Origin of the sequence: Streptomyces sp. NPDC050264 (assembly GCF_040655895.1) — a bacterium.
Lineage (GTDB): Bacteria > Actinomycetota > Actinomycetes > Streptomycetales > Streptomycetaceae > Streptomyces.
The window spans coordinates 140,591-166,476 of the sequence record NZ_JBFAKV010000003.1 but is presented as its reverse complement, the minus strand read 5'-3'; the positions used below and the strand labels follow the sequence as shown (position 1 = coordinate 166,476).

Here is a 25,886-nt window from a genome sequence, read left to right as displayed (position 1 = left end):
GAACCCCGCAGACCAGAACCCCGGTGATCACGTCGTGAGCGGGACATCTCATGATGCGGTACAGCCGGGGCGGATTTCGGCCGCTCGATAGACTGAGCCGACCGCAGTACGCATACGTACATGTGGTGACAGACGGACTGAGCGAGGAGCGCACGTGGGCCTTGTCGTGCAGAAGTACGGAGGCTCCTCCGTAGCCGATGCCGAGGGCATCAAGCGGGTCGCCAAGCGCGTTGTGGACGCCAAGAAGAACGGCAACCAGGTGGTTGTCGTGGTGTCCGCGATGGGCGACACGACGGATGAGTTGATCGATCTCGCCGAGCAGGTATCTCCGATCCCTGCCGGGCGCGAATTCGACATGCTGCTGACCGCCGGAGAGCGGATCTCCATGGCCCTGCTGGCCATGGCGATCAAAAACCTGGGGCACGAGGCCCAGTCGTTCACGGGCAGCCAGGCAGGCGTCATCACCGACTCGGTCCACAACAAAGCCCGGATCATCGATGTCACGCCGGGGCGCATCCGGACCTCCATCGAAGAGGGCAACATCGCCATCGTCGCGGGGTTCCAGGGCGTCAGCCAGGAGGGCAAGAACATCACGACCCTGGGTCGTGGCGGGTCGGACACGACCGCCGTCGCCCTGGCCGCCGCGCTCGACGCGGAGGTCTGCGAGATCTACACCGACGTCGACGGTGTGTTCACCGCCGACCCGCGCGTCGTGAAGAAGGCGCGGAAGATCGACCGGATCTCCTTCGAGGACATGCTGGAGCTCGCCAGCTCCGGGTCGAAGGTGCTGCTCCACCGCTGCGTGGAGTACGCCCGCCGCTACAACATCCCGATCCACGTGCGGTCCAGCTTCAGCGGACTGCAGGGCACCTGGGTCAGCAACGAGCCGAGCGAGAAGAACAAGCAAGGGGAGAACCCCGTGGAGCAGGCGATCATCTCCGGTGTCGCGCACGACACCTCCGAGGCGAAGGTCACCGTCGTCGGTGTGCCGGACAAGCCGGGCGAGGCCGCGAAGATCTTCCGCGCCGTCGCGGACGCCGCGATCAACCTCGACATGATCGTCCAGAACGTCTCGGCCGCGTCGACCGGACTGACGGACATCTCCTTCACGCTCCCCAAGACCGAGGGCCGCAAGGCCATCGACGCCCTGGAGAAGCAGAAGGCCAACGTCGGCTTCGACTCCCTGCGCTACGACGACCAGATCGCCAAGATCTCGCTCGTCGGCGCCGGTATGAAGACGAACCCGGGTGTCACGGCCGGGTTCTTCGAGGCGCTCACCGACGCGGGCGTCAACATCGAGCTGATCTCCACCTCCGAGATCCGCATCTCCGTCGTCACGCGTGCGGACGACGTGAACGAGGCAGTGCGCGCCGTGCACTCCGCCTTCGGTCTCGACTCGGACTCCGACGAGGCCGTGGTCTACGGAGGCACCGGCCGCTGATGGCCGCAAACCCCGCAAGGCGTCCGACGCTCGCGGTCGTGGGAGCGACCGGGAGCGTCGGTGCCGTGCTGCTGCAGATCCTGTCGCAGCACGCGGACATCTGGGGCGAGATCCGGCTCGTCGCCTCGGCGCGCTCCGCGGGGCGCAAGCTCACCCTGCGCGGTGAGGAGGTCGAGGTGGTCGCCCTGGAGGAGTCCGTCTTCGACGGGGTCGACGTCGCCATGTTCGACGTGCCCGACGACATCGCCGCCCAGTGGGCGCCGGTCGCCGCCGCCAAGGGTGTCGTCGTCGTGGACAACTCGGCCGCTTTCCGGATGGACCCGGACGTGCCGCTCGTCGTCCCCGAGGTCAATCCGCACGCCGCGCGCGTGCGGCCGCGCGGCATCATCGCCAACCCGAACTGCACGACGCTCTCCATGATCGTGGCCATCGGCGCGCTGCACGCCGAGTTCGGGCTGCGCGAGCTGGTGGCCTCCAGCTACCAGGCGGTGAGCGGGGCCGGCCGCGCCGGTGTCGAGACGCTGCGCGCGCAGTTGTCCCTCGTCGCCGGTACGGAGCTGGGGATCGCCCCGGGCGATGTGCGCCGGGCCGTCGGTGACCAGACGGGGCCCTTCCCCGAGCCGGTCGCGCTGAACGTCGTACCGTGGGCCGGCTCCCTGCGCGAGGACGGCTGGTCGTCGGAGGAGATGAAGGTGCGGGACGAGTCCCGCAAGATCCTCGGGCTGCCGACCCTGAAGGTGGCCGTGACGTGTGTGCGGGTGCCGGTCGTCACGACGCACTCCCTGACCGTCCACGCCCGTTTCCAGAGCGAGGTCACCGTCGACAAGGCGCGCGAGATCCTCGCGACCGCGCCCGGTGTCGTGCTCTTCGACAATCCGGCCGCCGGTGAGTTCCCCACGCCCGCGGACGCGGTGGGCACCGACCCGACCTGGGTGGGCCGGGTGCGCCGCTCGCTCGACGACCCGACGGGGCTCGAACTCTTTGTCTGCGGGGACAATCTGCGCAAAGGCTCGGCTCTGAACACCGCGCAGATCGCGGAGCTGGTCGCCGCCGAGTTCATCGGGGCCTGAGCGGCACGTGAGCCGTGCGTGATCTGTGCCTCTCCTGACGTTCGCCTGACGATCAAACTCTTCCCATATTCAAATTCACTCGTAGGATCTGTGTAAGTTCTGTGGAGGACGGTGGTCCATACCACTGGTCCGCGCCACTGAACCGGGGGCTCTCCGACCGCAGATGGATTCTCTCCCCGTCCTGCAACCGCATGCAGGGCGGGGAGCGTCTATGCGGTCGCCTTCAAAAAGGGGGGCGGCGCCTTCACGACGGGCGGCCGAGTGCAGAGGGCAATTGGGGCATAGGGGAAGAGCAGGTACGCATGTCGGGATTTGACGGGTCGTCATCGGTGGGGATGACGAGGTCTGTCGTAAATGAGGCGCCCGACGCGTACAACCCTGACGGGGGGAAGCGTGTCCAACAGGCGTGGCAGAGGTACTCGACTTCAGAGCGGTACAAGCGAGGGGCGCGGCGCTGCGGCCCCCCCTCGCATCACTCGCGCCCCTCGGGACCAGACGTCCCCGCAGGGGCGCGACCGGCGGCATGCCGGTGATCGCCCCCATGCCCGCAGCGCTTCCGGCGCAGACGCAGGGCGTTGACGACGTGACGGCGGCCGGCACGACAGTCGATCACCTCACCGAGACGTACCGCGCCCACTACCGCTCCCTGCTGGGGCTCGCGGCGCTTCTCCTCGACGACACCGCCTCCTGCGAGGACGTCGTCCAGGAAGCGTTCATACGGGTCCACTCGGCGCGCAAACGCGTGCGCGACCCCGAGAAGACGCTGGCGTATCTGCGCCAGACCGTCGTCAACCTCTCGCGGTCGACGCTGCGGCGCCGCATCCTCGGTCTGAAGCTCCTCACCAAGCCGATGCCCGACATGGCGAGCGCGGAGGAGGGCGCGTACGACCTGCTGGAGCGGGACGCCCTCAAGGCCGCGCTGCGCGGGCTGCAGCGGCGCCAGCGCGAGGTTCTCGTCATGCGGTACTTCGCGGACATGACCGAGGCGCAGGTCGCCGCGGCGCTCGGGATATCCCTGGGTTCGGTGAAGGCGTACGGTTCGCGCGGCATCGCGGCGCTGCGCATCGCCATGGAGGCGCCCGCATGAGCCCCACGAGCCATGGGCCGGACAAGCGGTTCACGAAGCACGAGCAGGACGACGAGCACGCTGGGAACGCAACTGTGAACGACGGACTCCGTCGTCCGGCCGATGCGGAGGCCGACGACGAGCTGGGGCTGCGGCGGATGATGCGGCAGGCCGTCGCCGAGATCGCTCCCTCGGACGAGGACGAGGCCGAGGCCCTGGAGCACCTGCGCCGGGCGGTGCCCGCCCGCCGGGCCCGTAAGCGGCAGGCCGTCGTCGGTGCCGTCGCCGCCGGGGTGTTCGTCGCGATGGCGGTGCCCGCGGTGCTGCACGTGACGAACTCGGGCTCCGCCGGGGACCGGCCCTCCATCGCCGGGCACAGCGAGGCCACGCACGGCGGGACCGAGGCCGGGAAGTCCGCGGGCGGCGGGGGCGAGACCGGTGGCGGCTCGCCCTCCCACACCAAGGGCAAGGGTGAGGACGGCAAGAAGGGCAAGGACAAGGACGGCAAGGAGAAGGGCGCGGGCGGCGGCGCCTCCGGCGGCCCGGGCCCCGCGTCCACGGCCGCCGCGAGCTCCCCTGTCTGCGATGCGAACGACCTGAACGACGCGGTGGCCAGCGTCGGCCAGCCCGACGCCAGCGGCACGGTCTACGGCTCGTTCCGCATCTCGAACGGCTCGGCGGGCAACTGCACGGTCGACAGCCCCGGCAGCGTGGTCACCCTCGCCGAGGGCGCGGCCGACCCCACAAAGGTGAGCGTCGTCGACCACACGGCGGGCGACCGGGCCACCGGCCTGCCCGACCCCTCGACCGAGCCGGGCCAGCTGATCCTGGAGCCCGGGATGGCGTACGAGGTGCGGTTCGCCTGGGTACCGTCCGCGACCTGCCCGTCGACGGGCGGCGGCACCGGCGGCACGGGCGGCGGGGAGTCGCCCACGCCGACGCCCTCGCAGGACAACGCGGGTTCGTCCCCCGCCACGGGCACCACCGACTCCGGGCTCTCGACGCAGTTCGGGAGCGAGGACTCGGCGGACGGCAGCGTGGTCGTCTCGCACACGGCGGAGCCCGGTGCGCCGAGCGCCGCCGCGAAGATCCCCGACGCGTGTGCGGGCACCGTGTACCGGACGGGCGTACTGCCGGCGTCCTAGGGTCTGTCCTCAAACGCCCCTCTGCCCGGTGACGCCCGGCACGCACTCCCGCCGCACCGGGCGCAACGCCGAGTACGCCCCGTACGAGGCCCCGCGCCCGGCCCGCCGAGAGCACGCACCGAACGCCGCCGGGCCGCCCTCCGGGCGACGAGGGGAGTTTGAAGACAGGCCTTAGGCCGTTTCTTCGGTCAGTCCCAGCTCCGCGTCGCGCAGGGCCTCCGCCTCTCTGCGGACCAGGCGGAACCACATGAACAGCACGAAGCCCGCGAAGACGAACCACTCACCGGTGTAGCCGAGGTTCTGGAACGCTTTCAGGTCGAGGCCGCTGCCCTGCGCGGTGGTGGCCGGGACCGGCGTCATCTTCGCGTCCGCCGTGTCGAGCGTGACCCACGCGTCGTACACGTCGTACGGCACCAGGTTCACCAGGGACGCGGCACTGATCATGCCGAGTTGTCCCGCGGGCAGGCCGCCGGCCGTGGTCACGCCGTTCGACCCCGCGGACTCCGAGGCCTGCAGCGCCCCCACCACCGTGACCTCGCCCTTCGGCGGGGCCGGCGCCTTCGCGGCGGACGCCGTGCCGGGCAGCCAGCCGCGGACCACCGGGAGCGCCTTGCCGGTGTCGTCGACCTTCAGGAGCGTCACGACGTAGAAGCCGGTGCGCTCGCCGAGGTCGCGGTCGGGCACCAGGAGCTGCTTGTCGTAGCGCCCGGTGACCTCGGCGCGCTTGCCCGAGGTGTCCGTGCTCACGGGCAGCAGCGAGGCGAGCGGCTCGGCCGCCGCCTTCTCGTTGGCCGCCGTCCGCTCGGTCGCGGACCGGTGGTCCTGCACGCGGTCCTCGAAACGGCTGAGCTGCCACGAGCCCATGAAGACGCAGAGGGGGATCGCCAGCAGGACGAAGATGTTGATCCCCATCCAGCGGGGAGTCAGCAGGAACCGGTACACACCCCCACGGTACGGGTCCGATATAAAGGCCGGTCCCGCGACCCCCGCCCGGTCTGCGGGCTCTCAGTCGGAGCGGGGCGGCAAGTGGCGGTTCGCGAAGTCCAGTTCGAGCCCGACCTGCTTGATGCGCTCCTCCACGACGAGCGAGCCGTGCCCCGCGTCGTACCGGTACACCTCGTGCGGCGCGTCGCGGGCCACGAGCCGGTCCACGTAGTTGTCGATCTGGCGGATGGGGCAGCGCGGGTCGTTGAGCCCCGCCGAGAGGAAGACCGGGGCCTTCACGTCGTCCACGTACGTCAGCGGCGAGGACACCGTGAAGCGGTCGGGGACCTCGTCGGGGGAGCCGCCGAAGAGCGTGCGGTCCAGCGCCTTGAGGGCCTCCATCTCGTCCTCGTACGCCGCCACGTAGTCCGCGACCGGGACCGCGGCCAGGCCCACCGCCCACGCGCCGGGCTGCGTGCCGAGGCCGAGGAGGGTGAGGTAGCCGCCCCAGGAGCCGCCGGCGAGGACGAGGCGCTCGGGGTCGGCGAGGCCGCAGGCGACGGCCCACTCGCGGACGGCCGCGATGTCCTCCAGCTCGATCAGGCCGACGCGGTGCTTGAGGGCGTCGGTCCACTCCCGGCCGTACCCCGTCGAGCCGCGGTAGTTGACCCGGACCACCGCGTACCCGTGGTCGACCCAGGCCGCCGGGCCCGCGGCGAACGCGTCCGAGTCGTGCCAGGTGGGGCCGCCGTGGATCTCGAAGACCGTGGGCAGGGGACCGGTGGCGCCGGCCGGCTTCTGGACGAGGGCGTGGATGCGGCCGCCGGGGCCATCGACCCACGTGTCCTCGACGGGGACGGACTTCGGGGCCTTCGTCCCGGGCGGGTCGAGGACGATGCCGCCCGCCGTGGACCGGACGACCGGGGGCTCCTCGGCCGACGACCACAGGTACTCGACGCTGCCGTCCGGGCGGGCCGATGCGCCCGACACCGAGCCGACCGGGGTCTCCACCCGGGCGAGCGCCCGCGTCGCGAAGTCGTAGCGCCACAGGTCGGCGCGGGCCTCGAATTCGTGGACGATCAGCAGCGCCGAACCGTCCGGGTACCACTCCGCCGACACGTCGCCCGGCAGGTCGAGGTCGAGGCCGGTCTGCTCGCCCGAGGCCACGTCCCACACCATCGGCTCCCAGCGGCCGCGCCGCTGGTGCCCGACGAGGAGCCGGGTGTCGCCCTGGACGGGGGCGAAGCCGAGGACCTCCAGGCCCAGCTCCTCCTCGCCGCCCTTGGTGTCGTCCAGCTCGGCGACCGTCGAACCGTCGAGGCGGACCACGCGCAGCGCGGAGTGCATCGCGTCGCCGTGCTCGGTGTGCTCGATCGCGATCAGCGTGCCGTCGTGGCTGAGGTCGCCGACGCCGGCCGACTCGCGGTGCCGGTAGATCTCGGCGGGCCCGGCCGCACCGGGCCGTACGACGTGGATGGTCGTGCCGTCCTCGTCCGTGGAGCGGCCGATCACCGCGGTGTGTCCGTCGCGGCCGAGTGCGAGGCCCGCCGGGTAGGAGGGGTCGAGGCCGGGGACGGCCTCGGTGTCGGGCCCGCCGGTGAACGGCTGGCGCAGCCACACGCCGAACTCGTCGCCGTCCTTGTCGCTGAACCACCAGATCGACGCGCCGTCGGGGGAGAGCACGCCGTCCGTCGTCCCGTTCGCCCGGCCCGTCGCGCGGCGCTGCTCGCCCGTGGCCCTGTCCCACGCGTACAGCTCGTACGTCCCCGTCGCGTTCGACACGAACAGGGAGCGGTCCGGGGCGTCCTCCGCCCAGTCGGGCAGCGACACTCGTGGCGCGCGGAACCGCTGCTCCCACTCCGGGACGGACGACGCGGACGGCACTGGCGGCACTGGCGGCACGGACGGCTTGCTCTCAGTCATGGCCCCATAGTGCCCGCCCGGACCGGTGGCCCGCTGGCAGGGCCCCCAGCCTGTGGACAACCGCCGACAACCGCCGACACTCACCGCCAACCGCCGCCAACCGACGACAACGTGGACGGCCACCTCGGCGTGACCCGGCCGGGGGTCGTGCCTCCGGGGGGAGTGGCCGGGTCCGCCTCGCAGGTGCTCCCGCTGAGCTGTGCCTGCCGTCCGTCGGCCGACCGGGGCGGGGAGGGGGGATGAACTGCGCCGACGCGGTTCATCCGTACGCCCCGGTGTGTGGCGACGGTGTGGGGAATGTACGCCTGCGGGCGCCGACCCGGAATACCCCGCGCATGTATCTCCGCCCATCGACGGAGGGACGGGTCGCCGGGACGGGACACTGGGATGGCTCACAGGGGCGGTCGGGCCGGGGCCGGCCCCAGTGTCGTCGTGCCGGGGGCGGCCCGGTGGCCGAGGCCCGTGCGGTAGGTGTCGAGGGCCGCCTCGATGCGGCCCGTGCGCCGGTACAGGTCGCCGAGGAGGCGGCACAGGTCCGCCAGGTCACCTGCCGCGCCCGCGCGTTCGAGCAGGCTGAGGGCGTTGACATAGTGCTCCTCGGCCTCCTCGGCGGCGCCCGACTCCTGCGCGATCAGGCCGAGCAGCCGGTGCGCGCCCGCCGCGTGCACGGCGCCCCGCTCCGGGCCGATCTCGCCGAGGAGGGAGCGCAGCAGCCGGGCCGCCTCCTGCGGGCGGCCGAGCCGGCGCAGCACGTCGGCCAGTTCGACCTCGACCTGCTGCGTGTAGAGCGCGGCCCGCTTGGCGGAGAGCATGTCCCGTGCCGTCCGCAGTTCCGTCTCCGCGTCGGAGAGGCGGCCCGCCTGCGCGTGGACGTAGCCGCGCATCCAGTGGCAGTGCGCCAACTCCGTGCGGATCTGCAGCTGTTGGTAGAGCTCGGCCGCTTTCGCGAGGGAGGAGTCGGCCTCCGCGACCTTGCCCTCGGCGAGCAGGGTGCGGGCCACCGAGCGGTGCATCTGGGCGACGAGTGCCGGGTCGCCGACGCGCGGGGCCAGCGCGAGTGCCAGTTCCGCGGCCTGGGCGGCGCGCGCGTGCGCGCCCATGTCCATGTACGGGGCGATGGAGGCGGTGTAGAGCAGGACGAGCGCGTCCGGGTCGTGCAGGCCGCCGGTGTTGAGGTCGTCGAGGGCGGACTCCAGCAGGTAGCAGGCGTAGCGCAGGGAGCCGGAGAGGTAGTGGGCGACGGCCCGGGCCCTGATGACCGGGGCGCGCTGGGGGAGCGGCGCGCGGGCCTCGGTGAGCAGGGTGTCGGCGGTGTCGAAGTGGCCCAGGGACACGGCCAGTTCGCCGGTCTCCAGTGCGCATTCGCCGAGCCCGAGTTCGGCTGCCGCGTGCTCCACGCCGAACCCGTGGCGTGCCGCTTCCGTGCTCAACTCCCGGTACAGCTCGGCCGCTTCGCTCGCCGCTCCGGTCGCGAGGGCCCGCTGTGCCTCGGTGAGGCGGAGCCGCAGATCCGTCGCCAGGTGGGCGGGGCGGCCGGTGGCGAGTTCCTCGTACGTGACGTCGAGGCGCTCCGCGATGTGCCGCAGCGCCGCCTCGGAGGGCCGGCCGCGGCCCGCTTCGAGGGTGGAGATGTAGGCGGGGGTGTAGGCGGGTTCGGCCACCTGCCGCTGGGTGAGTCCGCGTTCGGTGCGCAGCCGCAGGACGCGGCGTCCGACGTGCTCCGTCGCGTCGTCGGCTGCCGCGTCCGCTGCTTCGTCTGGTGGTTCGTCCGGCATGACGGAGGCCGCCGCCCTTCACATTCGTACGGGGTTCACGTGAGTCTCACCTCTTGCCCCGACTCCCGCCAACCCCCTAAGTTGTGCGCTCAGTTAAGCCGAGTTAATTCTGCTTAAGCGACAACTTACCGCCGACTTCCTGCGAGGTCCCCGTGCGCGTACGCACCCCTTTGGTCTCCGCCATCGCCGCCGGCTCCCTCGCGATCGCCGCGCTCGGCGCCGCGGGCACGACGGCCCGCGCGGCCACCGACGAGGGCACGCGCACGGTCGAGTACTTCCCCGGCTCCCACGGCGAGGGCCGGCACGCGCGGGTCCCCACTTCCGTACCGGAGCGGATCAGCCGCCTGAAGCAGGCGCCGGCCATGACGCCGGACGCCACCCCGGTCACCTCGCTGCAGCGGACCGGCCCCTCCGACGGCCGACTTGACCTGGTGATCATCGGCGACGGCTACACGGCCGGCCAGCAGGCCGACTTCAGATCGGACGCGCAGGCCAAGCTGGACGCGGTCTTCGCGATCGAGCCGTACAAGAGCTACAAGGGCCTGTTCAACTTCTGGCTCGTGGACGCCGTGTCGAACGACTCCGGCGTCTCCGGTGACCCGACGAAGGACGTCGTCAAGGACACCGCTGTCAGCAGCTACTTCTTCTGCTCCGACACCGAGCGGCTGCTCTGCGTCGACGAGAAGAAGGTCGACGCGTACGCGCAGCAGGCCCCCGCCTCCGACATCGTCTTCGTCGTCTCGAACTCCACCAAGTACGGCGGCGCCGGCTACAGCGGACTGACCTCCACGGCCGGGCACACGGGGATCGCCACCATGTCGTCCGACAACGACCGCTCGTACCTCATAGGCGCCCACGAACTCGGCCACTCCATAGGCCTGTTGGCGGACGAGTACCAGTACGCGGGCTACGGCACCTACCCGGGGCCCGAGCCGGCCGAGCCCAACACCACGACGCAGACCGCCGACGGCATGCTGAACAGCAGGACGAAGTGGTACAGCTGGCTCGGCCAGAGCGACCCGTCGGGCGGCATCGTCGGCGCGTACGAGGGCGGCGGCTACTACGAGTACGGCATCTACCGGCCCACCCAGAACTCGATCATGCGGTCCCTGGACACCGACAAGTTCAACCTGCCCGGCCAGGAGGCGATGATCGCCGGCTTCTACCGCAACGCGAACCTGCTCACCGCCGCCACCTCCACGGCCCGCACCCTGAACACCTCCAGCACGCTCCGCGTCGACCTGGCCCCGCTTCCGACGGGCCTCTCCGACGTCGGCGTGCGCTGGTACGTGGACGGCGTGGAGGTCCGCCGGGCCGCCGGACAACACGCTCTGAAGGCAGGCTCGTTGGGCATCCGCAAGGGCGCTCACACAGTGACCGCGACGGCCGTCGACCGCACGGCGGCGCTGCGCGACCCGGCCGCGCGCCGCTCGGCTTCCGACAGCGTCAGCTGGACCGTCTCGCGCTAGTCACGGCTTCCAGCCTCCGCCACCCGCCCCGAACGCGCGTCCCGAACCGCTCCCGAGTGGCAGACGCGTGGGGTGCGGGTGAGGCCGACGGGGTGAGCCCGGGGGCAACGGGAGGCGTGAGCGATGTTCGCAGCACTCGGCCGGTTCGTGGTCCGCAGGCCCTGGTGGGTGATCCTGTCCTGGGTCGTCGTGGCGGCGGCCGTGATCTCGTTCGCGCCGAAACTCACCTCCAGCAGCGACGAGGCGAGCTTCCTGCCCGGCTCCTACGAGTCGATCAAGGCCTCCGACATCCAGGAGGCGAAGTGGGCTTCGCGCTCTCGTTCGGCATCGTGATCGCGGCGTTCGTGATGGCGATGGTCTTCACCCCGGCGCTGACGGCGCTGATCGGCCACGCGGCGTGGTGGCCGGGCCACGGTGACAAGAGGCCCCGGTCGAGCCCGGATCCGGACCCCCCTTCAAGCCCCTCCGGCCCTGGTTCAAGCTTCCTTCCAAGCCCCTCCGGCCCTGGTTCAAGCTCCCTTCCAAGCCCCTCCGGCCCTGGTTCAAGCTCCCTTCCAAGCCCCTCCGGCCCCGGTTCAAGCTCCCTTCAAGCCCCTCCGGCCCTGGTTCAAGCTTCCTTCCAAGCCCCTCCGGCCCCGGTTCAAGCTCCCTTCAAGCCCCTCCGGCGATTGAGGAGCGGGGTCCGGGGCGGAGCCCCGTGACCTCGGCCACGACTCAGAGCGCCACGATCACGGCGACCCCCACCCACATCAAGGCCCCGACCACACAGACCACCCCGCACACACGCCGCCGCAACACCCCGTACCGCCGCTCGTACTCCCCGCGCAACTCACCGGCCCGCGCCACACACCACCCCCACCCGCGCCGCCGCAGCACCACGTACTCCTCGACGTAGGCCCGCTGCGCCTCCTCCGCCTGCGACTCCGTGAGCCAGGGGAGCCGCCCGGCGAACCGCTCGGCCGCGGCCCGGCCCTCCGCCCGGGCCGCCTCCACCATCAGGTAGCCCTCGATCTCCCGGATCACCGCGCCACCGCCGACGGCCCGGGCTCGGACGAGGGCAGCGCGGCGACGTCATGCCGCAGGTCGAACGCGGGCGACTCGGACCGGATCCGCGGCAGCGCCAGGAAGTTGTGCCGCGGCGGCGGGCACGACGTGGCCCACTCCAGCGAACGCCCGTACCCCCACGGGTCGTCGACGCCGACGGGCTTCCCGTACTGCGCCGTCCGCCACACGTTGTAGAGGAACGGCAGGAACGACAGCCCCAGGACGAACGAGAAGATCGTCGAGACGGTGTTGAGCCCGGCCAGCCCCTCCACGGCCAGATAGTCGGGGACGCGCCGCAGCATGCCCCCGGCCCCCAGCCAGTGCTGCACCAGGAACGTTCCGTGGAAGCCGACGAACAGCGTCCAGAAGGTGATCTTCCCGAGCCGTTCGTCGAGCATCTTCCCCGTGAACTTCGGCCACCAGAAATGGAATCCGGAGAACATCGCGAAGACGACCGTGCCGAAGATGACGTAGTGGAAGTGGGCCACCACGAAATAGGTCTCACCGACATGGAAGTCCAGCGGCGGCGCCGCGAGCACCACGCCCGTGAGCCCGCCGAACGCGAAGGTGACCAGGAACCCGACCGCGTAGAGCATCGGCGTCTCGAACGACAGCGAGCCCTGCCACATCGTGCCGATCCAGTTGAAGAACTTGACCCCCGTCGGCACCGCGATCAGGAACGTCATGAAGGAGAAGAAGGGCAGGAGAACACCGCCGGTCACATACATGTGGTGCGCCCACACCGTCACCGAGAGCCCCGCGATCGCGATCGTCGCGCCCACCAGACCCGAGTACCCGAACATCGGCTTCCGGCTGAACACCGGGATCACCTCCGAGATGATCCCGAAGAACGGCAGGGCGATGATGTAGACCTCCGGGTGCCCGAAGAACCAGAACAGGTGCTGCCACAGCAGCGCCCCGCCGTTCGCCGCGTCGAAGATGTGCGCCCCGAACTTCCGGTCGGCCTCCAGGGCGAACAGCGCGGCCGCGAGCACCGGGAACGCGAGCAGCACCAGTACGCCGGTCAGCAGCACGTTCCACGTGAAGATCGGCAGGCGGAACATGGTCATGCCGGGCGCCCGCAGGCACACGATCGTCGTGATGAAGTTGACCGAGCCGAGGATCGTGCCGAACCCGGAGAAGGCGAGTCCCATGATCCACATGTCGCCGCCGACGCCGGGGGAGTGCACCGCGTCGGACAGCGGCGCGTACGCGAACCAGCCGAAGTCCGCGGCCCCTTGAGGCGTGAGGAAGCCCCCGACCGCGATCAGTGACCCCAGCAGATACAGCCAGTACGCGAACATGTTCAGCCGGGGGAAGGCCACGTCGGGCGCCCCGATCTGCAGCGGCATGATCCAGTTCGCGAACCCCGCGAACAGCGGCGTCGCGAACATCAGCAGCATGATCGTGCCGTGCATCGTGAACGCCTGGTTGAACTGCTCGTTGGACATGATCTGCATGCCCGGCCGGGCCAGCTCCGCGCGCATGAACAGCGCCAGCACGCCGCCCAGGCAGAAGAACGCGAACGCCGTGACCAGGTAGAGCGTGCCGATGGTCTTGTGGTCGGTGGTGGTCAGCCACGTGACCCACTTCGAGGACTTCATGCCCCGTACGTGTCCGGCCGCGCCCCGCGCATCACCGCCGCACCCGCCGGAAAGATCACACACGCCGCCTGTGAAGATCGGGCCCGTGCCGGACACCTACGCAGCATGAGTACGACGGACGACGCCTTCGCGGCGGCCTACCGCGCGCACTACTGGGCGGTCAGCCGCTTCGTGGCGCGCCGTCTCGACCCGGGCGCCGCGCACGAGGTCGAGGAGGTGGTCGCCGACGTCTTCTCCATAGCCTGGCGGCGCCGCGCGCAACTCCCGCCGGAGACGCCGCTGCCCTGGCTGTACGCCGTCGCCCGCAACTGCCTCGCCAACACCGTCCGGGGCCTCGGCCGAAGACGCCGGCTCCTCGACCGCATCACCCACCAGGAGCGCGCCCACCGCCGGCAGATCGTGGCGGGCCCCGAAGCGGAACGGCCCGGCGCCTGGGTGCACGAGGCACTGGCCCGCCTCAGCCCCGCCGACCAGGAGGCGCTGCGCCTCACCACCTGGGAGGAGCTCACGCTCGATGAGCTGGCCGTCGCCCTGGAGTGCGGCAAGAACGCGGCGGCGATGCGTCTGCACCGTGCCCGGCGCAGGCTGCGCGCCGAGATCGACCGGATGAACATGACCGTGCCCGCAGGAGGCCGTGACCGTGACTGACCCCCTACACGACCCCGTCGCCCTCGGTGCCCTTGACGAACTGGGCCTGCTGCGCGCCGCCGACCCGGTTCCGGCGGACGACCCCCGGTACGCCGACGGCCCCCTGCACCACCGCGCCGAACGCTCCCTCAACCAGCTCCTGCACGGCTCCCGCGCCCGCCGCGCCCGCCGCATCCTGGTGCTGCGCGCCGAGGCGGCCGTGTGCGCGCTCGCCGCGCTCCTCGTGCTCGGCCTGTCCTACGCCGCCGCGCCCGCGGCGACCGCGGCCCCGGCCCCGCTGGACCCGGGCTCCGTCTCCTCGGCCGTACCGCTCGACGAGGTCGCCGCACGCGCGGAGCGGGCCGCGGCCGACGGGCGGCCCCGGTTGCGCCAGGGCGCGCACGTCAGCGCCTGGACGCTGGGAGCACACCGGAACGGGCCCGAGGAACGTGTCGTGCCCCGGGAGCCGGGCCGGCCGCGGCCGCCGCACGACACCGCGGGTCTGCGCCGCTACCTGGCCGCCCGGCACCACGGAGACATCCGCAAGGCCTCCCAACTCCTGCTGGCGACACGCGAGTTGCTGGACCACTGGACGCTCGGCGCCAGGGAGACCGCCGCCCTCGCCCGGCTCCTGGCGGACACCGAAGGCCTGCGCCCGGCCGGCCCGGTCACCGACCGCCTGGGCCGCCCCGGACAGGCGTACGCCGCCGCGGGCGCGATGCTGATCCTGGACCCCGCGGACGGCACCGTCCTCGGCATGGAGATCACCTCACCCGGCGCCGGGAAGGTGCTGTCGTACAGCGCCTGGCGGCGCTGACGCGCTAGCGCAGGCCGTGCCGCCGGGCCACCAGCAGTTCGCTCGCGCTCCGCGGCAGCAGCCGTCGCAGCGCGAACACCACCGGTGCGTTGCTGCCCACGGCGTACAGCGGCCGCGGGCGCGGCGCCTCGATGGCAGCGACGATCTTCACCGCGACCTTCTGTGCCGAAATCCCCTTCGCCTCATTGGAGTTGAGCGCGGCGAGCATGGTGTCGTACGCCGTTCGGAAGGGGGAGTGCTCGCCGACGTACTGGGTGCGGCGCTCGCTGATCCCGGTGGAGATGGAGCCCGGCTCGACGGTCGTGATGCCGACCCCGTACGGCGAGTACTCCCGCCGCGCCGCGCTCGCGAAGCCCTTGATCGCGGCCTTCGACGCGACGTACGAGGAGCGGTAGGCGAGCGGGAAGCTGGCCAGCATCGAGCCGACCATGACCACCCGGCCGCGGCGCCGCTCCCGCATCCCCGGCAGCAGCAGCTGGCTGAGCCGCACGGCCCCGAAGACGTTGAGCTGGAACAGCCGCTTGACCGCGTCCATCGGCAGCTCCTCGAAGGGCCCGCTCTGCGACTCGCCCGCGTTGTTCACGAGCACGTCCACCGCGCCCGCCGCGGCCGCGCACGCCTCGATGCTCGCCTCGTCGGCCAGGTCGAGCGCCAGATACGTCACCCCGGCGATGGGAGAGTCGACCTTCCCGGGGTTCCGGCTGGTGCCGTACACCTGGTAGCCGCGCCGCACCAGCGCGGCGGCGACCGCCGCGCCGATCCCCGACGAGGCCCCGGTCACCAGGGCGGTGCCGCGCGTTCCGGCCCCGCTCACGCCAGGCTCCTGGCGAGCGCCCGGCCGGCCGCCCGGCCGGAGAAGATGCAGCCGCCGAGGAAGGTCCCCTCCAGCGCGTTGTAGCCGTGCACGCCGCCGCCGCCGAACCCGGCGACCTCACCGGCCGCGTACAGCCCGTCGAAGACGGACCCGTCGGGCCGTACGACCTGCGAGTCGAGCGTGGTCTCCAGGCCGCCCAGCGTCTTGCGGGTCAGCACGTGCAGCCGTACGGCGATCAGCGGCCCCTGCGCCGGGTCGAGGAGGCGGTGCGGCTTGGCGACGCGGGTGATGCGGTCGGGCCAGTACGCGCGGGCGTTGCGCACGGCCATCAGCTGGAGGTCCTTGGAGTAGCCGTGCTCGGCCTCCCGGTCCCGGGCCACGATCTCCCGCTCGACCTGCTCGTACTCCACCGGCGTCCCGGGCGTCAGCTCGTTCATCCCGGCGACGAGATCCTTCAGGTTCCGCCGTACGACGAAGTCCTCGCCGCGCTCCAGGAACGCCCGGATCGGCCCGGGGGCGCCCTTCTTCACCCGCTGCAGCACCAGCTTCAGGTCCTTGCCGGTGATGTCGGGGTTCTGCTCGGACCCGGAGAGCGCGAACTCCTTCTCCACGATGGCCCGCGTCAGCACGAACCACGTGTGGTCGTGACCCGTCGCGGTGATGTGCTTGAGCGTGGCGAGCGTGTCGTGCCCGGGGAAGAGCGGCGCGGGCAGCCGCTTGCCGGTCGCGTCCAGCCACAGCGACGACGGGCCCGGGATGATCCGGATGCCGTGTCCTGGCCAGATCGGGTCCCAGTTCTTCAGGCCCTCCGTGTAGTGCCACATGCGGTCGCGGTTCACGAGGGACGCGCCCGCGCCCTCGGTGATCTCCAGCATGCGCCCGTCGACGTACGCGGGAACGCCGGTGACCATCGACTCGGGCGGCCGGCCCACCCGCTCGGTCGGCCAGTTCTTCCTGACCAGGTCGTGGTTGCCGCCGATCCCGCCCGAGGTGACGACGACGGCCTGCGCGCGCAGCTCGAACTCCCCGGCGCTCTCCCGGGACGAGGCCACGCCCCGCGCCTCGAAGGACGGTTCGAGCAGCGCCCCGCGCACCCCGACCGCGGCCCCGTCCTCCACGATCAACTCATCCACCCGGTGGCGGTACTTGAAGGCGACGAGCCCGCGGGAGGCGGCCTCCAGGACCGGCTCCCGGAACACCCGCACGACCTCGGGGCCCGTCCCCCACGTGAGGTGGAAGCGCGGCACGGAGTTCCCGTGCCCGGTCGCGGTCCCGGCGCCGCGCTCGGCCCAGCCGACGTTCGGCGTGACCTTCAGCCCGAGCCCGGACAGGTAGTCGCGCTTCTCGCCTGCCGCGAAACCCACGTACGCCTCGGCCCACTTGCGGGGCCACCGGTCCTCGCGCTCCCGGTCGAAGCCCGCGGAGTTCAGCCAGTCGGAGAGCGCGAGTTCGTAGGAGTCCTTGATGCCCATCCTGCGCTGCTCGGGGCTGTCGACGAGGAACAGACCGCCGAGCGACCAGAACGCCTGGCCGCCGAGGTTGGCCTCGTTCTCCTGGTCGACGAGCACGACGCGCTTGCCCGCACGCGTCAGTTCGTAGGTGGCGACGAGCCCGGCGAGCCCGGCCCCCACGACGATGACATCGGCCTGGAAGCCGCTGGTGTCGCTCATGCGCTCTCCATCGGTGTGCTGTAGGCGTCGAGTACGTTCATGAACAGGGCCTCGCGACGGGCCCGTACGGCCGCGTCGTCCGGCTGCAGCAGAACCTGCACGGTCGTCCCGTCGTGCACGGCGACGAGCGCGTCCCCGAGGGCCCGCTCGTCGCTCACCCGCCGCCCGAGCCGCCGCAGCGCGGTCACGAAGACCGGCAGGATCGCGTCCCGGATCGCCTGCTCCCGCGCGGCCATCACCCGGCGCAGCCCCGGGTTGCGCAGGGCGTGCACGGTGAACTCGGCGGTGATCCGGTACCAGGCGTCGTCCACCGGGGTCGCCGCGATCGCGGCCCGCACGGCGGATTCGGGGTCGGCCGGGTCGAGGTCGGCCAGGGCGCTGCGCACATCGCCGAGCATCCGCGCCGACCGCTCCTCCCACAAGGCGAGAAACAGCTCGTCCAGGGAGGAGAAATTCGAGTAGAAAGCGCCGCGGGTGAATCCGGCCCGCTCGCAGACCTGCTCGACGGTGGAGCGCCCGAACCCCACCTCGGCGAACACGTCGAGCGCGGCGTCGAGCAGCCGCTGCCGCGTGCGCGCACGCCGCTTCGTGACGGTGCCCGGCATCATCGCCCCCTCCGTTGGATACAGGAACGTATTCGATACGTTCCTGTATCCACAAGGGTCGTACGGGCTCCGGAGAGGGATCAGACGAAGATCTCCACCAGCGTCCACACGGCGAGCAGGAGCATGCACGCGCCGCCGATCCGCTGCACGGTCTTCAGCGGCACCCGCTTGGCGATGAACCGTCCGGCGATCAGCGCGAGCGCGGAGACGGACATCAGGGCGGCGGCGGAGCCGATGGCGGTGGACCAGGTGCCGTTGGTGGCGGCGAGGTTGGCGGTGGTGATCTGCGTCAGATCGCCCCACTCGCCGATGAAGACGGCCATGAACGCGGTGCCGAAGACGGGCCAGAAGCCGGTCACGGTCTTGGCGCCCGCCTCGTCGTCCTCGTCGTCACCGCCGCCGCGCAGCAGCATGAAGGCGCCGAACGCGAACAGCAGCGCCGAGACCAGCTTCACGATCCAGTCCGGCAGCAGACCGAGCAGCGATCCGGCGCCCACGGCGATGGCCACGTGCACGATGAAGGCGGCGGAGGTCCCGAACCAGACGTACAGGGGCTTCATCCGGGTGCCCATCGCCAGCGAGGCGAACATGGTCTTGTCCGGAAGTTCGGCGAGGAAGATCAGCCCGAAGGCGGTGAGGATCGCCAGGGGGTCGAGATGCATCAGCGGGTGCTTTCTGTACGGGCCGGGTTCTCGCAACCCACCCGCCGCGCGGAGAGGACCACTCGACCCGGCAGCCACGACACGTATGCCCTACGTGTCCGTCGTTCTGCCTGGTCGAAGGTCTCGCCCACCCGAGCCTTCACGGCTCGAGCCCGGCCACCGGGAACCCGGGGGTTCCAGTGTGTCGACGACCGGTTCGCGGGGCTACTCCCCTTCGCTTGCAGGTCAAGGGTACAGGTCGACGGCCCGCCACAGAAAAGGCCCGACCGCTGACGACGGGGGATGCATCAGCGATCGGGCTGCGAGCAACGGTACAAGGCCACCGGGCGGTAGCGGCAGGACCGACCGGCCAGTATGGCTTGTTGTGATCGGTGTCACGCGCCGTGAAGCTCTGCCCGGAGGCCGGGGTCGGTCACTCCTCGCACGGCTGCTCGTACGTGAGGCGAGGCAGGTACTCGTCCCACTTCTCCCGTGTCAGGACGTCCCGCGTGGTCGAACAGATGCGACGGATCGCCGCGTCCGTGTCCAGATTCCACAACCGGACGGTGTCGGCCCCGCTCGAGATCCCGAGCATGTTGCCGCGCGGGCTGAACGACAGAAAACTGCCTGTCTTGGCGTTCGGGCTCATCGACTGACCGATCGGGGAGGTGCTGGAGGGGCGGGAGACGTCCCAGAGGCGGACGGAGTTGTCGTTGCCGCCGCTCGCCAGGGTCCGGCCGTTCTGGCTGAACGTCAGTGACACGACCGCGTCGGTGTGGCCGGTCAGCGCGGGCCCCACCTGCGCCGCCGCCCGGGGCTCGGTGACGTCCCACAGCCGGACGGTGCCGTCGTCGCTGCCGCTGGCCAGGGTGTGCCCGTCCGGGCTGTAGTCGAGGGTGTTGATGGGCCCCAGATGCCCGCTCAGCGGCTCGCCGAGCCGCGCGGCTCGGCGTGGGTCCGACACGTCCCAGAGCCGGACCGTCCCGTCGGCGCTGCCGCTGGCGAGGGTCCGGCCGTCGGTGCCGAAGACCAGGGCGTTCACGTACCCCGTGTGGCCGGTGAGCGGCCGGCCGAGCGCACGCGGGCGGGCCGGGTCGGCGACGTCCCACAGCTGCACGGTGCGGTCGGTCCGGGCCGTGGCCAGGGTCCGCCCGTCCGGGCTGAAGGCCAGCGCGCGGGGTCCCGCGAACCGTGTCCGCAGTGCCATCGGCGGCCCGAGGGGGACGGGCTCCGCGAGGTCCGTGACGTTCCACAGCTGCACCGCGTGGCTTCCCGTCAGCACCGCGAGCGTACGGCCGTCGGGGGAGAAGGCCAGCGAACGCGGCTCACCCGCCCCGGGGTCGAACGGTTCGCCCAGCGGGACGGGCCGGCTGCGCCGCTCCACGTTCCACAGCCGGACCTTCTCGTCCCCGGCCGCCGTGGCGAGCACCTTCCCGTCGGGGCTGAACGCCCCGATGCGGCCGATCATGTCCGACGTGGGGATCGACCACAGGCGGACCTTGTTGTCGCCGCTCCCCGTGGCGAGGGTCTTCCCGTCGGGGCTGAATCCGACGGCGTACATCTCCCCGCTGCCGCCCGCGAGAGGCTCGCCGACCTGCGAGGGACGGGCCGGATCGCTGACATTCCACAGGCTCGCCGTACTGTCCGCGCTGCCGACCGCGAGCATGGTCCCGGCGGGGTTGAACGCCACGGACCAGATGGGCCCGGTGTGCGCGGCGAGCGGTGTGCCGAGCGGCCGCGCGTGGCGGGGGTCGGCGACGTTCCACAGCCGGACGGTGTGATCGACGCCGCCGCTGGCGAGGGTGCGGCCGTCGCGGTTGAAGGCGACCGAGTGCACCGTGCCCTTGTGGCCGGTCAGCACCGTGTCGATCGCTTTCGGCGCCTGTGGATCGGCCGTGTCCCACAGCCTGATCGTGCCGTCGTCCCCGCCGGCCGCCAGCGTCCGCCCGTCGGGGCTGAACGCAACGGACCGCACGGCGGCGGTGTGCCCGGTCAGCGTGCCGATCTGCTTCGGGCGCCGCCGGTCGGCCACGTTCCACAGCCGTACGGTGCGGTCCTCGTCGGCAGAGGCGAGCGTGCGCCCGTCCGGGCTGAAGGCGAGCAGGTAGATGGTGGCCGCGTGGCCGGCCAGGGGCGCGCCCAGCCGGCGTGGATGGGCCGGGTCCCGTACGTCCCACAGCCGTACGGTGCCGTCGTCCGACGCGCTGGCGAGAGTGGAGCCGTCAGGGCTGAAGAGCGCGGTGCTCACCCAACTGGTGTGTCCCGTAAGGGGTTTGCCCAACGGCTCGGGGTGCGTCGGATCGGCCACGTCCCACAGCCGTACGGTCCGGTCGTAGCCGGCGGTGGCGAGGACCTTCCCGTCCGGGCTGAACGAGGTGAGGTAGACGGCGCCGGTGTGGCCGAGCAGCGGCGAGGCCAGCGGCGCGTTCACGATCGAGATCAGCCGGTTCGTCGTCGTCTCGTCGTCCGGCCGCAGCCGGTGCGCCACCAGGTCGAGACGCGCGGCCAGCGAGGGGTCCGAGTCCTGGACCCGCTCGGCCTCCGCCACCACCTGCTGGTACACGGCGTCGTTGCGCTGCTGCCACGCGATCACCGCCGCGGTGACCGCCAGCATCGCCAGGACGACCAGGGCCGACACCGCACCGCGGCTGAGCAGGACGGTGCGCCGGCGCAGCCCCGCCGACGCCTTCAGGAAGTCGGCCGCGCCCCGGGTCGGATACGTCTCCCCGGCGGCCGCCGCCCAGGCGCGGGCCTGCTCCAGCCGGGACCCCCGGTAGAGCAGCGCCGCATCGCGGCCGGACTCCTCCCAGGCCCTGCCGTCCTCCTCCAGCCGCTGGCGCAGCAGATGCTCGTTCTTCCCCTCGTCGATCCAGCCGCGCAGCCGGGGCCAGGCGTGCAGCAGCGCCTCGTGCGTGATCTCGACGGTCTCCGCGTCGAGCGTCACCAGCCGCGCGCGGACCAGGGCTTCGAGGGACTCCTCCGTCTTGCCGGGGTCCGTCGACTCGTCCGCCAACTGGCGCCGCGTGCCCCGCCGCCGCGTGGCCTGCGTGTCCTCGCCCAGCCGCACCAGCCTGAGGAGGAGCAGCCGCGCGGCGGTGCGCGCCGCCGGGTCGAGCGCGGACCAGGCCCGCTCGGCGGTCGCCGCCACCGCGCCCTGGATGCCGCCCGCCGCCCGGTATCCGGCCAGGGTCAGCCTGCCCGACTTGCGCCGCTGCCAGGTGGCCAGGAGCGCGTGCGAGAGGAGCGGCAGCGCGCCCGCGCCGTGCGCTCCGCGGGGCCCGTCCGAGCCCACTTCCCGGACGATCAGCTCCGCGAGCCCGCCTTCGAGTTCAAGGCCCACCGCCTTGGCGGGGCCGGTCACGGCCTTGCGCAGGTCCGCGTCGGTCAGCGGACCGAGCACCATGTGCCGGTGCTGGAGCGCGTGGGCCAGTTCGGGGTACCCGAGGCACTCCTCGTAGAAATCGGCGCGTATGCCGAGGACCACGAGCGCGGGCGGACGGCCACCGCCACTGGTGGGGGAGCCGACGGCGTGGAGCAGTTCGATGAAGGCGCGCCGTGCGGCCTTGTCCGGGCAGAGGGTGAATATCTCCTCGAACTGGTCCACGATGATGACCGGCCGGGCCGCGGAGGCCGTGGAGGCCGTCGCGACGGAATCCCGGATCGCCTGCGTGTGCTGGTGCGGATCGCCGCCGGGGACGAGCTGCAGCACGTGGCCGCGCCCGTCGCCCAGCTCGCCGTTCTGCACCGCGGGCGCCAGACCGGCGTTCAGGAGGGACGACTTCCCCGCCCCCGACGCGCCGACGAGCATGACCAGGCCGCCCGTTCCCTCCGCGGCGCGGAGCAGTTCGACGAGGTTCTCCGTGGACCGCTCCCGCCCGAAGAACCAGTGGGCGTCCTGTTGCCGGTACGAAGCCAGCCCCCGGTACGGGCAGACGACCGGGGCGGCCGGCGCCTCTTCCGGGAGCCGCCCCTCGCCGGCGGCGGCCGGGGCGTCGCGGTCGTCGCCCGGGTCGGCCACCGCGCTCTCCCACAGGCGCTGCCAGTGGGCCATGTCGTAGAGGCCGGTGGAGACCGGCACCGGCCGCTCGCGCCGCGCCTCGGGGATCAGGACATGCAGGACCGCCGCGAGGGCGGTGAATTGAGCGGGCACGTTCCTGGCCCGGCGCCAGTCGCTGATCCGTTGCGCGGACACCAGCACGGGACGGCCCCGCTCGTCGACGCGCTGCAGCCGGACGACCGCTTCCGACACGCGCTTGAGGGGAGGATTGCCGGCTTCCTTGTAGAGCAGGGCGAGCCGTTCCGCGAAGGCCGTACGTGCCCCTGAGGCGGAACCCACGACTCCCACCCCACAACTCCTGCCGCTCCCGGGCCTCCGGCCTATCCGGACCGGAAAACTCACCTTATAGGTCTGACCTGCGCTTACGTCGTCCGGACAAGGAGGCGTTCTCCTCAGTCGGCACCGTGAATGGCAGGATCACGCCGCAGTGGCTAACCGAACACGCTGCGTCGTCCGAGCATCACCTGCCCACCGCTCGGAGGGACCATTCCTGGTCCTGGATATTGCAGCGAAGTCCGCGTCGTTCGGTGCCGGTCCGCACGAGGGGAGGGACCGGCCCCGAACCGGCGTAGCGCCGGATGTCCCCGGATACCCGTCGATTTCCGGCCGTGGCCCTGGGTGTCACAGGTGCAACATGGTCATGATCTCGGTGCTCCGCACCCCGGTCTCCACGCTCGGCACCTTCTCGCCGGGCACGATCCAGCCCGCGTCCTCGGCGGCCGTGACCGCCGCTCTCTCCGCCGCGTCGGCGTCCGCGTTCAGGTCCTCGTCCGAGCCCATGTGCCGCGCCCCCGCCGCTGCCGCGGCGGCCTGCGAGGCGTTGAGCGCGGCTCGCGAGGCGCGAGCGGAGGCTTCCGCGTCGGCATCGACACGTTGTCCCATCTGGGCGGCCTGCGCGGCAGACGCCGCCGCGTTCCGGGCGCAGCGCGAGTCCGCGGCGGGGTCGGGGGCGCCCTCCGCCAGCACGGCGAGGGCCTGAGCTGCCGTACGGGCGGCGTGAGCGGCTTTCCAGACGGCGTCCGCGTAGGCGTCGGAGCGGTCGTCCGCGGAGCCGTCGGGGTGGTCCCCGGTCCGGTCCTCGGAGCGGTGTCCCTTTTCCTCGACGTAGCGGCTGAGAGCGGCCGCGCGTGCCGCGGCGCTCTCGGCCCTGGCGGCGTGACGCCTGCGCAGAGCCGCTTGCGCCGGCCTCTCCTCTTCGCGACGGTCCTCGTTCACCGGCATCTCCTTGTCCGGGTTCACGGGTTCACGGGTCCACAGGCCCACGGATTCACGGACTCCGGGTCGTACTACTGAAAGAGGCCGAGGGCGTCGTCCAGTGACCAGACCTGCCAGCCCATCCCGAGCAGCGCGACGAGCGCGACCAGGCTCATCATCAGGTTCTGCCCCTGCTCGCTGACATCGTGGATCATCAGCACCAGATAGATCAGGCTCAGGGCGAGACCGCAGACCAGGGCGACCGGCGTCAGGAAGCCGACGACGAGTCCGAGGCCGAGCGCCAGCTCCGCGTACGCGACGACGTGGGCCATCACTCGTGGCCGTGGCCCGACCACGACGGCGAAGCCCGACCGTACGAAGGACCACCGGTGCTTGTCGGCGATGCCGGCGGCCCATTCGATGCCGCCGCCGTGGAACCAGGTCTTCTTGTCCTTGTGGCGCCAGCTCTCCAGCCACCACAGGCCGAGGCCGATCCGGAGCACGGCGAACCACTCGGCGCCGCTGAGCCACATCGTCTGCATCGGGGCCTCCCAGCCATTTCTGACGCTGCGTCAGTTCAGCGGAACGCGGTCGATCCCGCAAGGGGTGCGGCGCGGGCGGGCCCTTGTCGTCGGTGAGGCTGAGCCATACGCTGAATCTGATGGGTCGTCAGATCCTGGTCGCGAAACCGGCAGGCAGTAGGGGGCAAGACGTGATCAGCAGTGAGAACGGCACCAAGGAACTCCCCCGGGTCATCAGCGTGGACGACCACGTGATCGAACCCGCGCACCTCTTCGAGACGTGGCTCCCGGCCAAGTACCGCGAGCTGGGGCCACAGCCCTTCACCGCGGGCATCGGCGAACTGGCGTACGTCGGAGGGAAGTACAGGTTCACCACCGACCCCGACGGGCAGGTCACCGACTGGTGGAGGTACGAGGGCGAGATCTTCCCGTACAAGCGCATCATCGCGGCCGTCGGATTCTCGCGGGACGAGATGACGCTCGACGGCATCACGCGCGAGCAGATGCGGCGCGGATGCTGGGACCCGAAGGCACGCCTGGCGGACATGGACCTCAACCACGTCGAGGCCTCCCTGTGCTTCCCGACCTTCCCGCGCTTCTGCGGCCAGACCTTCGCGGAGGCCAAGGACAAAGAAGTCGGGCTCGCCTGCGTGCGCGCGTACAACGACTGGATGGTCGAGGAGTGGTGCGGTGACAGCGGGGGCCGGCTGATTCCGCTGTGCCTGATCCCGCTGTGGGACATCGAGCTGGCCGTCGCCGAGATCAAGCGGAACGCGGCACGCGGCGTGCGCGCCGTGACCTTCTCCGAGATCCCCACCTACCTCGGCCTGCCGTCGATCCACTCCGGGTACTGGGATCCGTTCTTCGCGGCCTGCCAGGAGACCGGCACCGTCGTGAACATGCACATCGGGTCCAGCTCACAGATGCCGGCCGCGTCACCGGACGCCCCGCCCGCGGTCCAGGCCGCGCTGAGCTTCAACAACGCCATGGCCTCGATGATGGACTTCCTGTTCAGCGGCGTACTCGTGAAGTTCCCGAAGCTCAAACTCGCGTACAGCGAAGGGCAGATGGGCTGGATCCCGTACGCCCTCGAACGCGCCGACGACGTGTGGGAGGAACACCGCGCCTGGGGCGGGGTGAAGGACCTCATCCCCGAGCCGCCGTCCACGTACTACTACCGGCAGATCTTCTGCTGCTTCTTCCGCGACAAGCACGGGGTCGAGGCCATCGAGACGGTGGGCGTGAACAACGCGACCTTCGAGACCGACTATCCGCACGTCGACTCGACCTGGCCGCACACGAAGCAGGTCGCGCAGGACCACGTCGGACACCTTCCGGAGGAGGTGGCGTACAAGCTGCTCCGTGGCAACGCGATCCGCATGCTGGACCTGCCGTTCGACCGTGACGGGGCCTGAGCGGGCCTTCCGTGACGGGGCCTGAGCGGGCCTTCCGTGACGGGGCCTGAGCGGGCCTTCCGTG

General features: G+C 71.5%; 21 protein-coding genes and 1 pseudogene. 10 read left to right on the top strand and 12 right to left on the bottom strand.

Annotated features, from left to right (window positions below):
• Positions 1-154: 154 nt before the first annotated feature.
• From AB0J02_RS05900 to AB0J02_RS05885, 4 genes are all read left to right on the top strand, one after another.
• The gene (locus AB0J02_RS05900) at positions 155-1,441 is read left to right on the top strand and encodes an aspartate kinase (protein WP_363192336.1); all 1,287 of its coding nucleotides are present in this window, start codon (positions 155-157) and stop codon (positions 1,439-1,441) included.
• Complete coding sequence (locus AB0J02_RS05895) at positions 1,441-2,511, top strand: aspartate-semialdehyde dehydrogenase (protein ID WP_363192335.1); 1,071 nt, start codon at positions 1,441-1,443, stop codon at positions 2,509-2,511. Before AB0J02_RS05900 ends, AB0J02_RS05895 begins: the two co-directional genes overlap by 1 nt.
• A gap of 406 nt (positions 2,512-2,917) precedes the next feature.
• Positions 2,918-3,598 carry a SigE family RNA polymerase sigma factor gene (locus tag AB0J02_RS05890; RefSeq protein ID WP_363192334.1) on the top strand — a complete coding sequence of 227 codons (681 nt, stop codon included), beginning with the start codon at positions 2,918-2,920 and terminating at the stop codon, positions 3,596-3,598.
• Positions 3,595-4,722 (top strand): hypothetical protein, encoded by a 1,128-nt coding sequence (locus AB0J02_RS05885; protein WP_363192333.1) that lies wholly within the window; start codon positions 3,595-3,597, stop codon positions 4,720-4,722. The genes AB0J02_RS05890 and AB0J02_RS05885 overlap by 4 nt, the downstream gene beginning before the upstream one ends.
• A 171-nt stretch (positions 4,723-4,893) precedes the next feature.
• On the opposite strand, the gene AB0J02_RS05880 is transcribed toward AB0J02_RS05885, so the two are convergent.
• From AB0J02_RS05880 to AB0J02_RS05870, 3 genes are all read right to left on the bottom strand, one after another.
• Entirely contained in the window at positions 4,894-5,664 is a 771-nt protein-coding gene (locus tag AB0J02_RS05880) for an SURF1 family protein (protein WP_363192332.1), read from the bottom strand.
• Between the two features lie 63 nt (positions 5,665-5,727).
• Entirely contained in the window at positions 5,728-7,569 is a 1,842-nt protein-coding gene (locus AB0J02_RS05875) for a prolyl oligopeptidase family serine peptidase (protein ID WP_363192331.1), read from the bottom strand.
• 392 nt (positions 7,570-7,961) lie between these two features.
• Positions 7,962-9,344 carry a helix-turn-helix transcriptional regulator gene (locus tag AB0J02_RS05870; protein WP_363192330.1) on the bottom strand — a complete coding sequence of 461 codons (1,383 nt, stop codon included), beginning with the start codon at positions 9,342-9,344 and terminating at the stop codon, positions 7,962-7,964.
• A 152-nt stretch (positions 9,345-9,496) separates the two neighbouring features.
• Here AB0J02_RS05870 and AB0J02_RS05865 point away from each other — a divergent pair, with 152 nt between their 5' ends.
• From AB0J02_RS05865 to AB0J02_RS05855, 3 genes and pseudogenes are all read left to right on the top strand, one after another.
• Positions 9,497-10,813, top strand: a complete 1,317-nt coding sequence (locus tag AB0J02_RS05865) for a M64 family metallopeptidase (RefSeq protein WP_363192329.1) — start codon at positions 9,497-9,499, stop codon at positions 10,811-10,813.
• 123 nt (positions 10,814-10,936) lie between these two features.
• Positions 10,937-11,146, top strand: a complete 210-nt coding sequence (locus AB0J02_RS05860) for a hypothetical protein (protein ID WP_363192632.1) — start codon at positions 10,937-10,939, stop codon at positions 11,144-11,146.
• Positions 11,113-11,235 (top strand): annotated as a pseudogene (locus tag AB0J02_RS05855) (MMPL family transporter); the annotation flags it as partial. The gene AB0J02_RS05860 and the pseudogene AB0J02_RS05855, both read left to right, overlap by 34 nt.
• Positions 11,236-11,527: 292 nt before the next feature.
• On the opposite strand, the gene AB0J02_RS05850 reads toward AB0J02_RS05855, so the two are convergent.
• Positions 11,528-11,836, bottom strand: coding sequence for a hypothetical protein (locus tag AB0J02_RS05850; RefSeq protein WP_363192328.1), 309 nt, complete (start codon positions 11,834-11,836; stop codon positions 11,528-11,530).
• Positions 11,833-13,461: a cytochrome c oxidase subunit I gene (gene ctaD, locus AB0J02_RS05845; RefSeq protein ID WP_363192327.1), complete on the bottom strand. Its 1,629-nt coding sequence runs from the start codon at positions 13,459-13,461 to the stop codon at positions 11,833-11,835. Before ctaD ends, AB0J02_RS05850 begins: the two co-directional genes overlap by 4 nt.
• A 105-nt stretch (positions 13,462-13,566) precedes the next feature.
• On the opposite strand from ctaD, the gene AB0J02_RS05840 reads away from it, so the two are divergent.
• Complete coding sequence (locus AB0J02_RS05840) at positions 13,567-14,109, top strand: sigma-70 family RNA polymerase sigma factor (RefSeq protein ID WP_363192326.1); 543 nt, start codon at positions 13,567-13,569, stop codon at positions 14,107-14,109.
• The gene (locus tag AB0J02_RS05835; protein WP_363192325.1) at positions 14,102-14,905 is read left to right on the top strand and encodes a hypothetical protein; all 804 of its coding nucleotides are present in this window, start codon (positions 14,102-14,104) and stop codon (positions 14,903-14,905) included. Before AB0J02_RS05840 ends, AB0J02_RS05835 begins: the two co-directional genes overlap by 8 nt.
• 4 nt (positions 14,906-14,909) lie before the next feature.
• On the opposite strand, the gene AB0J02_RS05830 is transcribed toward AB0J02_RS05835, so the two are convergent.
• The 7 genes from AB0J02_RS05830 to AB0J02_RS05800 all read right to left on the bottom strand — a co-directional run bounded on the left by AB0J02_RS05830 (position 14,910) and on the right by AB0J02_RS05800 (position 24,428).
• A complete protein-coding gene (locus AB0J02_RS05830) occupies positions 14,910-15,719 on the bottom strand; it encodes an SDR family oxidoreductase (protein ID WP_363192324.1) in 810 nt (269 codons plus the stop codon).
• Positions 15,716-17,389, bottom strand: coding sequence for an FAD-binding dehydrogenase (locus AB0J02_RS05825; protein ID WP_363192323.1), 1,674 nt, complete (start codon positions 17,387-17,389; stop codon positions 15,716-15,718). Before AB0J02_RS05825 ends, AB0J02_RS05830 begins: the two co-directional genes overlap by 4 nt.
• Positions 17,386-17,997 carry a TetR/AcrR family transcriptional regulator gene (locus tag AB0J02_RS05820; protein WP_363192322.1) on the bottom strand — a complete coding sequence of 204 codons (612 nt, stop codon included), beginning with the start codon at positions 17,995-17,997 and terminating at the stop codon, positions 17,386-17,388. Before AB0J02_RS05820 ends, AB0J02_RS05825 begins: the two co-directional genes overlap by 4 nt.
• A 77-nt stretch (positions 17,998-18,074) precedes the next feature.
• A complete protein-coding gene (locus tag AB0J02_RS05815; RefSeq protein ID WP_363192321.1) occupies positions 18,075-18,656 on the bottom strand; it encodes a TMEM165/GDT1 family protein in 582 nt (193 codons plus the stop codon).
• A gap of 412 nt (positions 18,657-19,068) precedes the next feature.
• On the bottom strand, positions 19,069-22,971 hold the full coding sequence (locus tag AB0J02_RS05810) for an AAA family ATPase (RefSeq protein WP_363192320.1): 3,903 nt from the start codon (positions 22,969-22,971) through the stop codon (positions 19,069-19,071).
• Between the two features lie 342 nt (positions 22,972-23,313).
• Complete coding sequence (locus tag AB0J02_RS05805) at positions 23,314-23,907, bottom strand: hypothetical protein (protein ID WP_363192319.1); 594 nt, start codon at positions 23,905-23,907, stop codon at positions 23,314-23,316.
• Between the two features lie 71 nt (positions 23,908-23,978).
• Positions 23,979-24,428, bottom strand: coding sequence for a DoxX family protein (locus AB0J02_RS05800; RefSeq protein ID WP_363192318.1), 450 nt, complete (start codon positions 24,426-24,428; stop codon positions 23,979-23,981).
• A 170-nt stretch (positions 24,429-24,598) separates the two neighbouring features.
• On the opposite strand from AB0J02_RS05800, the gene AB0J02_RS05795 reads away from it, so the two are divergent.
• A complete protein-coding gene (locus AB0J02_RS05795; RefSeq protein ID WP_363192317.1) occupies positions 24,599-25,822 on the top strand; it encodes an amidohydrolase family protein in 1,224 nt (407 codons plus the stop codon).
• Positions 25,823-25,886 lie beyond the last annotated feature (64 nt).